We start from the raw sequence: 12,834 nt of genomic DNA, 5'->3' as shown, positions 1-12,834 counted from the left end.
CCGGCCATCAGCCGGGCTTATGGCTGGCCGCTGTTTTTTGATTGGCGTGCAGGCGCACCCGGACACGACACTTTGCCGTCCGCGGGGAGGTCCCCGACGTCAAGGAACTGCCGATGAAGAAGCGCTCTGTCTACGAACCCGAACAAGCCGGCCTGCATTTTCCGCAGCCGCCCACCTTCGCCACGCTGGCCGAGGAGCGCCTGCACCGCAAGCAGCGGCTGGCCGCGGCCTGCCGGGTCTTCGCGCGCTTTCGCTACGAGTACGGCTTTGCCGGCCACATCACGGTGCGGGACCCGGAGCACACCAACCTCTACTGGACCAACCCCTTCGCCATGGATTTCGGCCGCGTGAAGGTCTCGGACCTGCTGCTGGTCGATCACACGGGCACGGTGCGCGAGGGCGCCTGGGCGGTGAACCGCGCGGGCTTCGTGCTGCACGCCGCCATCCACGAGGCCAACCCGCATGTGCTGGCGTCCTGCCACGCCCACACCACCAACGGCATGGCATGGGCCGCGCTGGGCCGCAGGCTCGACCCGATCACCCAGACGGCGGCCAGCTTCTACAGCGACCATGCGCTGATCACCGAGCAGGCCGGGGCCGTGGTGGTGGAGCGCGACGCCGGGCAGGAGGTGGCCGCGGTGTTCGGCCAGAACAAGATCGTCATTCACCAGAACCACGGGCTTTTTTCCGCGGGCCGCGACAGCGTGGACGAAGCGGTGTGGTGGTTCATTGCCGCCGAGCGTGCCTGCGAGATCCAGCTCAAGGCCGAGGCGACCGGGCATCCGCTCAAGCTCATCAGCCCCGAAGCCGCGATGCACTCGTCCACCCACCTGGGCACGCCGTTCTCCGCGTGGCTGCATTTCCAGCCGATCTACGACGCGGTCTGCCGCAGCGATCCCGACCTGTTCGATTGAAGCGGCACCCGCCCACTTCGGCCCACCTTTCTCCATCCACGCACTGCCCTGAGCGCTCCCCATGCAAAAGCCATCGCCACTACAACGCCGACTCCTGCTGACACTGGGTGCAGCGGCACTCGCCCTGCAGGCGGTTCCCGCAGCATTCGCGCAGGTCGGCGGCGGCCGGCCGGTGCGCATCATCGTGCCGTTCACCCCCGGCAGCCAGACCGACGTGGTCGCGCGGCTGATCTCGTGCCCCATGGCCGACTACCTCAAGCAGACGGTGGTGGTCGACAGCGACCTGATCGGCTTCGGGCCCGACAAGCTGACGCTGCTGGGCGTGAGCGGCAAGCAGCGCATCCGCCTGGCGCCGGAGGTGCCGCCGATCGCCGAGTCCGGCCTGCCGGGGTTCGAGTACTTCCTGTGGCAGGGGCTGCTGCTCGAGGCCAGGACGCCGCAACCCGCGGTGGAGCGCATGGCGTCGGCCGTTGCCTATGCCCTGGCCGATCCGGCGGTGGTCAAGGGCTTCCAGGACCTGGGCATCGATGCGATGAAGCTCGACGTGGACGGCTCGCGCCAGTTCATCGCCGACGAGATCGCCAGGACCGCGGCGCTGGTCAAGTCGCGCGGGCTCAAGCTGTCCGAATGAGCATGCGACAGGCCTCGGGCACAGACCTTTGCGAGATGTCGCTGTGCGAGCTGGCGGACGCCTTTCGCCGGCGCGTGCTGTCGCCGGTGGAAGCGATGGAGGCGTACCTGGCCCGGATCGCCAGGCTGGACCCGTCGCTGCACGCCTATGTGGAGGTCTGGTTCGAAGACGCATTGCGGCAGGCCCGGGCCAGTGAGTGCCGCCTGCACGCGGGCCAGCCGTGGGGTGCGCTCGACGGCATTCCGCTTGCGCTCAAGGATCTGTTGCACGTGCGCGGCCGGTTGACCCGCGCCGGCTCGTCGATCCACGACCACAGGCCGCCCCTGGACCATTCGGCCACCGTCGCCTTGCGCCTGCAGGAAGCCGGCGCCATCCTGCTCGGCAAGACCCAGATGGTCGAACTGGCCTACGGCGGCTGGGGCACGAACCAGGGCATGGGCACGCCGCGCAACCCCTGGGACGCCGCCGTGCACCGCGCGCCCGGCGGCAGCAGCAGCGGGTCCGCCGTGGCGGTGGCGGCGGGGCTGGCGGCCGGCGCCATCGGCACCGACACCGGCGGCTCGGTGCGCATTCCGTCGGCGTTCTGCGGACTGACCGGGCTCAAGACCACGGCCGGCCGCGTGAGCCGCCATGGCGTGGACCTGCTCAGCGAAACCCTGGACACCGTGGGCCCGATGGCGTGGACCGCAGAGGATGCGGCGCACCTGCTGCATGCGATGCACGGGCCGGACCCGCGCGATGCGACAACGCTGGGCACCGTGCGGGAGGACTTTCTTCGCGGCCTCGACAGTGGCGTGGCCGGCGTGCGCTTCGCCCTGCTCGCGCAGACGCTGGGCGAAGGCACGGCCGCCCCGGTGCGGCAGGCCGTCGAAGCCGCCTGCGAGGTGCTCCGGTCGCTCGGATGCGTGGAGGCCGGCGGTGCGCTGCCGGCGTTCGACCTGGCGGCGGACCAGGAAGCCTCCGGTGCCATCATTTCCGCGGAGGCCCATGCGCGCCACGGCGAAGCGCTGAGCCGGTGCGCCGCGCCCGGCGACGCGGCTTCGCGCGCGCGGATTCGGCGGGGCGCGCACATCGGGGCAGCGCAGTACCGCGATGCGCTTCTGGCGCGGCAGAGGCGCAGCCACGAGTTCCAGAAGATCTTCGGCCAGCTGGACGTTCTGCTGCTGCCGACGGTGCCGGTCTGCGCCCCGGCACTGGCCACGCTCGACGAAAACGACCCCGCGCCCAGCCGCATGACCCGCTTCGTGGGGTACTACGGCCTGTGCGCCATCGCCTTGCCCGGTGGTTTCAGCGCCGAAGGCCTGCCGGTGTCGGTGCAGCTGGTGGCCGCACCCTTCAACGAGCACTTGCTGCTGCGCCTGGGGGCGGCCTTCCAGCGGGAGACGACGCACCACCGCGCGCGTCCCGTGCCAGCTTTCGTTTCCTGATCCGTGGGGCTCGCATGCACACCCGTGTCGATGAAGAAATCACCTCCAGAAAGCTGGAGACACTGCTCGCGTCGATGGAAGCCGGCGTGTTCCCTCAGAACGTGCGGCTGATTCCGCTTCAGCCTTGCTACCGGATGCACCGGACCCTGGTGCTGGCCTTTCTTCGCACACGGGAGCGCGACCCGAATGGCGGTGTGCCGGCGCGCACACTACGAGCCTGCACGACATCCTGGACCGATCATGCCAATCCGCATCGATGAAGAGATCACCTTCCGCAAGCTCGAGACGCTGATCGCGTTCATGGAAACGGGCAACCTCGCGCGCGCGGCCGAGCGCCTGGACGTGAGCACCGTCAGCGTGCACCGGGCCCTGCATTCGCTGGAGTCCGGGGTGCGCTGCGCGCTGTTCCGCCACGAAGGCCGCAACCTGCATCCGACCGACGCTGCGCATGCGCTGGCCGACGTGGCGCGCGAGGTGCTGCGCACGATGTCCGAAGGCGTGCGCGCCACCCGCGAGCTGGCCGGTTATTCGGCGGACCGCATCCGCATCGGCTCCCTCTATTCGCTGACCATCCGTGCGGTGCCGGCGGCGCTGATCGGCATGAAGATGCGCAAGCCAGAGTTGCAGACCGAACTGGTGCTGGGCTCCAACGCCGAGCTGCTGCACAAGCTGCGCGAAGGCTCTATCGACGCGGCCCTGATGGCGCAGCCCGAGGGCGAGGCCGACGTGGTGTCGGAGCCGCTGTTCGAAGACGACATCCACTTCGCAGCCCCCGCGGGTTCGCGCTACGCAGGCCAGGCGAGCATCGACCTGAGCACCTGCGCCGACGAGAAGTTCGTGAGCCTGAAGGAAGGCTTCGCCACCTACAACGGCTTCGTGGAGGCGTTTCGCATCGCCGGCTTCACGCCCAACGTGGTGATGCAGACCGGCGACATCTTCTCGCTGATGAACCTGGTGAGCGGCGGCATCGGCTGCACGCTGCTGCCGGGGCGCGTGGTGCGCGACGTGTTCTCGCAGACGGTGCAGCTGATTGCGCTGCAGCCCAAGTACCTGATGCGCCAGGCGCTGGGGCTCGCCTTCCTGCGAACGCGCGAGCGCGACCCCAACCTGCTCGCCCTGCTGGCGGTGTGCCGCACCCACAAGGGCGAGATGGCCTGAGGGCCGCCGGTCCCGATCCCGGTCCCGATCCCGGTCCGTTAGGCCGAGGCTAACTTTCCCCGGCAGTGCTTGATTGATTGCGTGGCAATGGGCCGGCAAAGTGGGTGTTCTGGATCGGTTTTCCCCCAACACTTCAAGGACACGTCCCATGACCCACGTCGACATCTTCCGCAACATCCGGTATGCGAAGGCAGACCGTTTCGCACAACCCGAGGTGCAACCGTGGGACGGCGTGCGCCACGCGGCGCGCGGCCCGATCTGTCCGCAGGCGCCATCGCGCCTCGAGATCGTGCAGGGCCCGCTCGCGCCCATGGCGCAGGACGAGCATTGCCATGTGCTGTCGGTGTTCACGCCGGGCACCGCAGGCACCTCTGGCACTGCAGGCAGGAGGCCGGTGATGGTCTTCATCCACGGCGGCGGTTTCGTGACCGGCGGCGGCGAGCTGCCCTGGCACGACGGCGACAAGCTGGCCGCGGAGCAGGGCGTGGTCGTGGTCTCGCTGAGCTACCGGCTCGGCGTTTTCGGCTACCTGCAGTTTCCTTCGGACACCGGGCCCAGCCTCGCAATGGCCGACCAGGTGGCCGCGCTGACATGGATCCAGGCGCACATCGCGGACTTCGGCGGCGACCCGCAGAACGTGACGGTCTTCGGCCAGTCCGCGGGCGGCTTCTCGATCGTCGCGATGCTGGCATGGGGCCACGGCGGGAGCCTGTTTCACCGCGCCATCCTGCACAGCGGGGCCAACGGCATGGCGCGCACGCGTGCCGAGGGCGACAGGATCTCGCGGATGTTCATCGCCGAACTCGGGCAGAACCCCCGAAGCGCGGGCGTCGACGCCATCCTCGCGGCCCAGGGCCGGCTGGCCGCCACGCTGAACCAGCTGGCCGTGTGGGCGCCGATTTCGCCGGACGCACCGATCGGATCGGCCGTCGACATCGCCGCGGGATGGTGCAAGGACGATGCCTTGCCTTTCGTGCTGCTGCAGGCGCACGTCGCGCCGGCGCCGGGCACCGAGACACGCCATGCGGACGCCACCCGCGAAATGAATGGGCTGTTCGAAGGCGGCGCCCGAAGCCTGGCGCGCGACATGAGCGCCCCGGGCAAGCGTGCCTCACTCTTCCGTTTCGACTGGCAGTCACCGGGCACCGGCCTGGGCGCCTGCCATTGCATCGATCTGCCGTTTTTGCTCGGCAGCGCCGATGCGTGGCACGCGGCGCCCGCGCTGGCCGGCGCGAGCTGGGACGACATCGAACCCCTCGGCCAGCGGATGCGCCGCATCTGGGCGGACTTCGCGCGCGGCAACGACGAGGGCCTGCAGGCGGCCGGCGAACCGGTGAAGCTGCTGCCCTGACGGGGCGTTCGGCCGTTGCGGGCCGGCTTCTATTCGCGTGACCCGGCACGCAGGAGCCAGTCGCGCGCACCCTGCAGGGTCTTGAAATCGTCGAGGCTGCGCGCTTCCACGCCCGGGTATGCGCCGGCGACCATCTCGCTGAGTGCGCGCCCCGGGCCGAGTTCGAAGAAGGCGGTGGTGCCGGCTTCGATGCAGGCTTCCAGGCAGGCGGCCCACTGGACAGGGTGCGAGATCTGCAGGGCGAGCTTTTCGGCGCCTTGCGCTGCGTTCAGCACCATCTCGCCGTCGATGCCGCTGAACAGACGCGCGCCGGGACGCGGCGCGTATGCGATGCGGGCGCCGGCCAGCACCCGCCTGAACGCGTCCGTGGCCTGCGCCATCCAGCGTGTGTGCGAAGCCACCTTCACGTCGACGGGCACTGCCCGCGCCGCGCCCTGCGCCAGGGCCTCCGGCGCGATGGCTGTGAGCGCGTCACGCAGGCCGCCCAGCACCCAGGCGTGGCCGGGGTTGACGATGGCCACGGCGGCTTCTCGGTGCGCGCACAGCCGGTCGATGCCGGCCCGGTCCAGCCCCCGCACGAACAGCAGGCCTTGCTCCCCCTGGCGCGCGGCATCCATGGCGTCGGCGCGCGCGGCGGCGAGGTTCAGCGTGTCGTGGCCGTCGATCAGGCCCGCGAGGTGCCACGCGCCCACTTCACCCACGCTGTAGCCGGCGATGCTGCAGCGCGGCGGCAAGGCGTCTTTCAGCGCGGCGGCCGCGCCCAGCGCCTGCAGCGTGCAGAGCAGTTGCGCCGGCCGGTTCGCATGAAGCGCCTCGGGGCCGGCGTCGCGCACCCAGGAGCGCGGGTCGTGGCCGAGCAGGGCGGTGGCATGTGTGAAGAGCCCGGCGGCCTCGGCGGCCTCGCCCGTCAACGCGAACATGTCGGCGTGCTGGCCGCCTTGCCCGGGGCACAGGATGGCGAGCGTCATGGCGCAGGGCGAGGTTCGCAGAGCAGGATGATCGAGATCACGCGCCCGCCCCCGGTTCCAGCGCCATCGCGAAGACGCTCATGGCCAGCAGGTCCGCCGCGCCACCCGGGCTGAGCCGGCGTGCCACGAAGGCGCGATGAACCTGCTCGGCAGCCTGGCGCCAGCCCGGTTGCCCGACACCGCCCGCGGCCAGAAAGGCTTGCGCGCTGCGTTGCGCGAAGCGCAGGCCGGCCGGCCCGCCGCGATGCAGCAGGTTGGTGTCTTCCAGCACGGCGATCAACGCGAAGCAGCACTGCACCCTTGCCGCTTGCGCATCGTCAGGCGCCAGGCGTGCGCCCAGGCGCAAGGCCGGCAGGCCGATGTCGTAGACGCTGGCAAACCCCTGTGCGGCTTCCTGCCTGGCGCCGCCCGCGCCGTAGCGCCGCTTGGCGGCTTCGCCGTGGCTGTCGCTGGGCCGCGGGCCGCCCAGAATGTCCGTCCCCCAGCGCCGCGACACGGTGTCGCCCAGCGACATGCGCGCACCGACACCGCCGCTGTCGCGCAGGCCGGCCGCCGCGCACAGCAGGCCCATGCCGAAGATGGCCCCGCGATGGGTGTTCACGCCGCCCGTCGCGCCCACCATGGCGCATTCGGCGCGCAGGCCGATCTTGCGCAGGGCCGGCATGTCGTGGTTTCGCGCGCCGGCCTCGAAGAGTTCGGCGAAGAAAGGCCGCAGGGCCGACGCGCTGCGCTCGAAAGTGCCGGCGTCCATGTCCGTGTGGCTGCCGGTGTCGACATGGCTCACGAGGCCCGGCTTGGGCCAGGTCCGCACCTCCAGGCGCAGGCTGTGCGCGGCCAGTGCCGCGATGTTCTGCGCAGGCGACGGGATGTGTCCGGCGACTGTGGCTTTCATGGGCAAGCCTCGTCGAATGCGTTGCGCGAACACAAGGCCGGATCGCCGGTGGTCTTGAGCAGCAGCTCGTCGGCGCCGGCGTGCAGCTCGCGCCAGTTGACCCCCGCGCCGTCCGGGCGCACCAGTTCGCCGTCAAGCCGCATCGGTGCTGCCGATTCGATGGCGGCAAGCTCCGCCAGAAAGCCGTCGATGCGCGCCCGGCGGGGCAGCGTCCACGTGAGGTCGATGTCCGAGCCGTGGCCGAGATAGGGAAGGCCGGTCAGCCATTGCCACGCCAGGCTGCCGAAGACACGGGTGTGCACCTCGTGGCGGCCGGCAGCGGCCAGGAGCGCTTGCAGGGTCGGCTGCCAGGCCAGCGGCGCCGACGAGACGACATCGCGCAGGCCGGGAAGGGGCGCGGTCGATGCGACGTCCGCCATCTGCAGCTTCAATGCGATGCGCCGCTTGCCGGCACTGGGGGGCAGGGGCAGCCCGACCGCCAGCCATGACGGCGGCCAGCCGGCTTCGCCGGGCATGCGGCGCCGCACGATGAGCGGCCAGCCGCGCTGCGCCCAGCCTTCCAACAAGGGCTCGCCCGCCAGATCTTCGCGCGACCCCAGCAGCGCGGCCCAGGGGTGCGGATCGACCCGCACCAGCTGGTGCCGCGGCCAGCGCGCGTCAGGGGGCAGGGCGGGCAAGTTCATACACGCGCCTTGCGATCTCCGCCGCCTTGGGGCGGCCGTTGCGTTCCTGGCCGAGGGCATCGCGCAGGTCAGACGCGTCGGTCGCCTGCGCGGCCAGGCCTTGCAGCACTTCGTCGAGCTGGCCGGCGAGCGGACGTTGCGGGTCCAGCATCGAAGCCACGGCGCCGGTCTGCATCAGGTTGTCCAGCCCCGGCGCGAAGACCGGCGTGGACCTGGCTTTTTCCTGCAGCACCTCCAGGGGCAGCTTGGTCACGCGCGCCATGGACGGCAGGTCCATCACCATCGGCTCCGCGCCCGGCAGCGCCACCAGCGTGCGGGTGGACAGCGCGGTGGCGATGAAAGCGCCCGCCGCGGTGTGACCGTAGAGCAGGCCGACGGTCGCATGGCCGCGCGCGTCCGCAAGGTTCAGGCACTTGGCCAGGTGCGCCAGGTATTCGCTCAGCCCCAGCATCTCGTCGCGCTTGCTCATGCGCTGGCTGTCGCTGTCGATCAGCACCAGGATGGGTGTGGTGCCGCCCGCTTCCAGGGTGTCGAGCACCTTGCGCGCGAGCCATGCCGCCTCGTCGATGCCGATGGCAGCCCGGCCGTCGACGCCGACGACCGCGATGTCGGTGCCGTCGGCGCGCCGGCCCGTGCCCGACAGAAGGCCGCCCTCGAGCACCACGTCGTGGCCCTCTGGAAAGAGCGAGGCCAGGATTTCAGCGAGCGTCATGGTGGGGTGCCTCCAGTTGGTGGGCCAGTGCGACGAATTCCTCGAAGGGCATGCCCGGAATGGCCGCGGGCTCGGGCGCGCCCAGCGCCTGCCAGACGTCCAGCGCGTCGGCGCTCGCGCCGAATCGCTCGATGCGCCGCTCCAGGCGGGCTTGTTCCGCCACGAGCGTGGCGAGACTCAGCGCCGTGGCGCCCCTGGCGAGCGCGCCTGTCGCCTCGCGAAAGCTGGCCATGGTGTCGTCCACGAAGCGTTCCGCGCCGCCGATCAGGCGCCTGTGCTTGCCGCCCATGGTGCGCCACACCAGCGCCCGGTCCCTGGCATCGAACTCTTCGACACCGCGGTTGGTCTCGATGACTTCCGGGCCGGACACACTGATGCGGCCCTGCTCGGAGACGGCCAGCGCCGAGCAGCATCCCGCGATCAGGCCGCCGCCGCCATAGCAGCCGGCGCGCCCGCCGACCAGGCCCACCACCGGCACGCCGGCCAGGCGCGCATCCAGCAGGGCCCGGATGATTTCCGCGATCGCGAGTTCGCCCGCGTTGGCTTCTTGCAGGCGCACACCGCCGGTGTCGAACAGGATCAGCACCGGCACCGTGCCGATGTCGCGCGCGGCGCGCAGCAGGCCGGTGAGCTTGGCGCCGTGCACTTCGCCGAAGGCACCGCCCATGAAGCGGCCTTCCTGCGCGGCCACCAGCACCGGCGCGCCGTCGAGTCGGCCGCGGCCGACGACCATGCCGTCGTCGAACTGTTGCGGCAGGTCGAACAGCGGCAGGTGCGGGCTGGTCTCGCGCAGTTCGGGGCCGATGAATTCCTCGAAGCTGCCCGCGTCGAGCAGGCCGTCCAGGCGTTGGCGCGCGGACGCTTCGTACCAACTGGCCGCAACCCGCTGGTCGTCGTTGTGCACCAGGGCGCTCATGACGGGTCTCCTTCCACGGCGCGCACCGCCTGTGCCAGCCGAAGCGCGACGGTGTCGGGGCGGGCACCGCCGTCGTTCACCGACAGCCTCAGCCCGCCCGGCGAACGGCGTTCGACGAAATCCTGGACCACGGCCTGCCAGACCTCGCCGAAGCCCTCGGCCGCGGTGCGGATGTCGACTTCGCATTCGCTGTCGGGAAGCAGCCGCTCCACCAGCACTTCCAGGTTGCCGGAGGCGACCACGCCCACGATGGCCTGGGACCGGGACCCCGCGGCGCGCTGGCGCGCGGCATGTCGAAAATTGAGTTGTTCCATCGCTGTGTTTCCTTACCAGTTTCTGAACCTGGAGGGCGGCGCGTACAGGCCGCCGGACCACTTCACCAGGTCCTTGATGGAGCGCGCCGCGAGCATGCGGCGGTCGGCGTCCATCGGGTCGATACCGAGGTCTTCGGGGCGGCGGATGACCCCGCGCTCGCGCAGGCGCTGCACCATCTTCGCGTCGCGTCGGCGGCCGATCTCGGTGTAGCCGGCAACCCCGCGGATGGCCTGCTCGCGCTCGTCGCGGCTGCGGCACAGCAGCAGGTTGGCAATGCCTTCCTCGGTCACGATGTGGGTCACGTCGTCGCCGTAGACCATCACCGGTGCCAGGTCCAGGCTCAGCTTCTCTGCCAGGCGCAGGGCGTCGAGGTGCTCCACGAAGAGCGGCGCGTTCTTGTCGCCGAAGGTCTCGCCGATCTGCACCACCAGCTTGCGGCCGCGGCGCAGCGCCGGCGGGCTGTCGGGGTCGGCCTCCTTGCCGGCCTGCAGCCAGGGGGCGCTGGGGTGGCGCCGGCCGCGCGCGTCGCTTCCCATGTTGGGTGCGCCGCCGAAGCCCGCCACGCGGTCGGTGGTGACAGTCGAGGAGTTGCCCTGCAGGTCGATCTGCAGCGTGGAGCCGATGAACATGTCGCAGGCATAGAGCCCCGCCGTCTGGCAGAACGCGCGGTTCGATCGCAGCGACCCGTCGGGCCCGGTGAAGTAGATGTTGGGGCGCGCGCGGATGTAGTCGTCCATGCCCACCTCCGAGCCGAAGCTGTGGATCTGCGCCACCCAGCCCGATTCGATGGCCGGAATCAGGGTCGGGTGCGGGTTGAGCGCCCAGTGGCTGGCCACCTTGCCCTTCAGGCCCAGGCGCTCGCCGTAGGTCGGCAGCAAAAGCTCGATGGCCGCCGTGTTGAAGCCGATGCCGTGGTTCAGGCGCTTGACACCGTAGGGCGCGTAGATGCCCTTGATCGCCAGCATGGCGGTGAGGATCTGCGTCTCGGTGATGGCAGCGGGGTCTCGGGTGAACAGCGGCTCCACGTAGAAAGGCTTGCCGCTCTCGACCACGAAGTGCACCCAGTCGGCCGGAATGTCGATGCGCGGCAGCTTGTCGACGATCTCGTTGACCTGCGCGATGACCACGCCGTCCTTGAACGCCGTCGCTTCCACCACGGTGGGCGTGTCTTCGGTGTTGGGCCCGGTGTAGAGGTTGCCTTCGCGGTCCGCGCTCACGGCCGCGATCAGCGCCACCTGCGGCGTGAGGTCGATGAAGTAGCGCGCGAACAGCTCCAGGTAGGTGTGCACCGCGCCGAGCTGGATCTTTCCGCCGAACAGCATTTTGGCGATGCGCCGGGACTGCGGGCCCGAGTAGGCGTAGTCCAGCCGCTTGGCAATGCCGCGCTCGAACACGTCCAGGTGCTCGGGCAGCACCACGCCCGACTGCACCATGTGCAGGTCGTGCACCTTGGCGCTGTCGACGGCCGCCAGCGCGGCGGCCAGCAGCTCGGCCTGTTTCTGGTTGTCGCCTTCCAGGCAGACGCGGTCGCCCGGCTGGAGCACGGCCTCCAGCAAAGCAGTGGCATCGCTGGCCGCGACGTGCTTGCCTTTGGCAAAAGGCGCGCCGGCTTGCAGCCGTGCGTTGCGTGCGCGTTGCGCGGTGTCCCAGGTGGTCATGGACTTTGCTTTCCCGATGACGGCGCCCGGAACACAAGAGGGGGAGAAAGGGCGCCGTGTCTGGGAATCGAAGTTACCCGCCCGGACTCCTGGGATCAATTAAGGACCGCGTGGGATCCTTACGCTGCGCGAAACGATTCACAGAGGGTTGCGAGCAGTCAAGGGTCTATGGAATACGTCAGCGCAGCCGTGCCGCTGAAAAGGCGACTCCGCTCAGAGGCATTGCATGTCACTGTGGCGCGCTTGAAGGCATTCCAGAGGACGGCGTAGCTGCAACCGGTCTTGTCGACAGGGAAGTTGCTCTCGAACATGCAGCGGTCAGCCCCGAACGCTTCGATGCAGGCCTCGAAGCAAGGCCTCCACAGGCTTGCGAGCGTTGCAGAGTCCGCCGGGCGCGCGAGTCGGTCCAAACCGAAGCCCATGCGCGGCATGGCCAGTCCTCCAAGCTTGATTCGCACATTGGGAAGCCGTGCAAGCGCGCGGAGCTGCACAAGCCAGTCATCGAACACTTCCGCGCCCTGGTTGGCCAGGGGTCCGATGCCCAATGGACCGCCACAATGGTTGAGCACCATGAGCGTGTCGGGGCAATTCGCCGCGAGCGAGACCACATCGCCGAGCTGGGTGTGATAGACCCAAAGATCGAGCGACAACCCCATGGCGCCCAGACGGCGTACGCCTTGCTGCACCAAGGCATCACGAAGGACTCCTTCTCGGCCGGCGCCGGCCGGGTGTACCGCAGGGTCTGCATGCCAGGTCGGACGCGCGCGCACGCCACGAAACCGGCCCTTTCCGGCCTCGACGTGCGCCTGAAGAACTGAACTCAGCAGATCACCGAGCGACAAGTCGACCCAGCCCACAATGGCGGCGCAGCATCGGGTGTTCCCGTCGATCTTTGCGCTGGCGTCGGCTTGCGCCGCCGCGAAAGCCGTTTCGCCGACAGGCCGCAATGCGTCGAGGCCATCCGTCCGGTAGTGCGAATGGCAGTCGACGAAGACCGTGGAGCGGATGTTGTGGCCACTCCGAAGGTCTTGCGTCAGTTCCGCATGGAGATACGTCGACGTCGGCAGCACCCACAGATGATGGTGCGCATCCACGATGGGGAGCTCCGGATCGATGATGTCCTCGCGGTGCAACGCCAACCATTCGGCCCTCGGGGTGGCAATGCCCGCATGCGCTCGATGCATCGGATCCCTCTTTTATTACTTGTCG

Annotated in this window: 14 protein-coding genes; 6 read left to right on the top strand and 8 right to left on the bottom strand. The window is 69.7% G+C overall.

The window, feature by feature from the left end:
* The first annotated feature begins 113 nt into the window (after window positions 1–113).
* The 6 genes from ACSFA5_RS01885 (at window position 114) to ACSFA5_RS01860 (ending at window position 5,481) form a co-directional block, all read left to right on the top strand.
* Window positions 114–914: a class II aldolase/adducin family protein gene (locus ACSFA5_RS01885; RefSeq protein ID WP_435442307.1), complete on the top strand. Its 801-nt coding sequence runs from the start codon at window positions 114–116 to the stop codon at window positions 912–914.
* Window positions 915–975: 61 nt separating this feature from the next.
* Window positions 976–1,545, top strand: coding sequence for a tripartite tricarboxylate transporter substrate-binding protein (locus ACSFA5_RS01880; protein WP_435442306.1), 570 nt, complete (start codon window positions 976–978; stop codon window positions 1,543–1,545).
* A complete protein-coding gene (locus ACSFA5_RS01875; RefSeq protein ID WP_435442305.1) occupies window positions 1,542–2,972 on the top strand; it encodes an amidase in 1,431 nt (476 codons plus the stop codon). Before ACSFA5_RS01880 ends, ACSFA5_RS01875 begins: the two co-directional genes overlap by 4 nt.
* Window positions 2,973–2,986: 14 nt before the next feature.
* A complete protein-coding gene (locus ACSFA5_RS01870) occupies window positions 2,987–3,232 on the top strand; it encodes a type 2 periplasmic-binding domain-containing protein (protein WP_435442304.1) in 246 nt (81 codons plus the stop codon).
* Window positions 3,213–4,130 carry a LysR family transcriptional regulator gene (locus ACSFA5_RS01865; protein ID WP_435442303.1) on the top strand — a complete coding sequence of 306 codons (918 nt, stop codon included), beginning with the start codon at window positions 3,213–3,215 and terminating at the stop codon, window positions 4,128–4,130. The genes ACSFA5_RS01870 and ACSFA5_RS01865 overlap by 20 nt, the downstream gene beginning before the upstream one ends.
* A gap of 148 nt (window positions 4,131–4,278) precedes the next feature.
* Complete coding sequence (locus ACSFA5_RS01860) at window positions 4,279–5,481, top strand: carboxylesterase family protein (RefSeq protein WP_435442302.1); 1,203 nt, start codon at window positions 4,279–4,281, stop codon at window positions 5,479–5,481.
* 29 nt (window positions 5,482–5,510) lie between these two features.
* Here the strand turns inward: ACSFA5_RS01860 and ACSFA5_RS01855 are convergent, their stop codons facing one another.
* From ACSFA5_RS01855 to ACSFA5_RS01820, 8 genes are all read right to left on the bottom strand, one after another.
* On the bottom strand, window positions 5,511–6,449 hold the full coding sequence (locus ACSFA5_RS01855) for an ACP S-malonyltransferase (protein WP_435442301.1): 939 nt from the start codon (window positions 6,447–6,449) through the stop codon (window positions 5,511–5,513).
* 37 nt (window positions 6,450–6,486) lie between these two features.
* Window positions 6,487–7,341: a triphosphoribosyl-dephospho-CoA synthase MdcB gene (gene mdcB / locus ACSFA5_RS01850; protein ID WP_435442300.1), complete on the bottom strand. Its 855-nt coding sequence runs from the start codon at window positions 7,339–7,341 to the stop codon at window positions 6,487–6,489.
* Entirely contained in the window at window positions 7,338–8,024 is a 687-nt protein-coding gene (gene mdcG, locus ACSFA5_RS01845) for a malonate decarboxylase holo-[acyl-carrier-protein] synthase (RefSeq protein ID WP_435442299.1), read from the bottom strand. Before mdcG ends, mdcB begins: the two co-directional genes overlap by 4 nt.
* Window positions 7,999–8,736 carry a biotin-independent malonate decarboxylase subunit gamma gene (gene mdcE / locus ACSFA5_RS01840; RefSeq protein WP_435442298.1) on the bottom strand — a complete coding sequence of 246 codons (738 nt, stop codon included), beginning with the start codon at window positions 8,734–8,736 and terminating at the stop codon, window positions 7,999–8,001. The genes mdcG and mdcE overlap by 26 nt, the downstream gene beginning before the upstream one ends.
* Entirely contained in the window at window positions 8,723–9,652 is a 930-nt protein-coding gene (locus tag ACSFA5_RS01835) for a biotin-independent malonate decarboxylase subunit beta (RefSeq protein WP_435442297.1), read from the bottom strand. The genes mdcE and ACSFA5_RS01835 overlap by 14 nt, the downstream gene beginning before the upstream one ends.
* The gene (gene mdcC / locus ACSFA5_RS01830; protein WP_435442296.1) at window positions 9,649–9,966 is read right to left on the bottom strand and encodes a malonate decarboxylase acyl carrier protein; all 318 of its coding nucleotides are present in this window, start codon (window positions 9,964–9,966) and stop codon (window positions 9,649–9,651) included. The genes ACSFA5_RS01835 and mdcC overlap by 4 nt, the downstream gene beginning before the upstream one ends.
* Window positions 9,967–9,978: 12 nt before the next feature.
* Window positions 9,979–11,625 (bottom strand): malonate decarboxylase subunit alpha, encoded by a 1,647-nt coding sequence (mdcA, locus tag ACSFA5_RS01825; protein WP_435442295.1) that lies wholly within the window; start codon window positions 11,623–11,625, stop codon window positions 9,979–9,981.
* A 158-nt stretch (window positions 11,626–11,783) separates the two neighbouring features.
* Window positions 11,784–12,809, bottom strand: coding sequence for an amidohydrolase family protein (locus ACSFA5_RS01820; RefSeq protein ID WP_435442294.1), 1,026 nt, complete (start codon window positions 12,807–12,809; stop codon window positions 11,784–11,786).
* Between the last annotated feature and the right edge of the window lie 25 nt (window positions 12,810–12,834).

This window comes from Variovorax monticola (genome assembly GCF_051216855.1).
Lineage (GTDB): Bacteria > Pseudomonadota > Gammaproteobacteria > Burkholderiales > Burkholderiaceae_C > Variovorax.
Note: the sequence above shows the minus strand (reverse complement) of the source record. Positions and strands in the feature narration are given on the sequence as shown.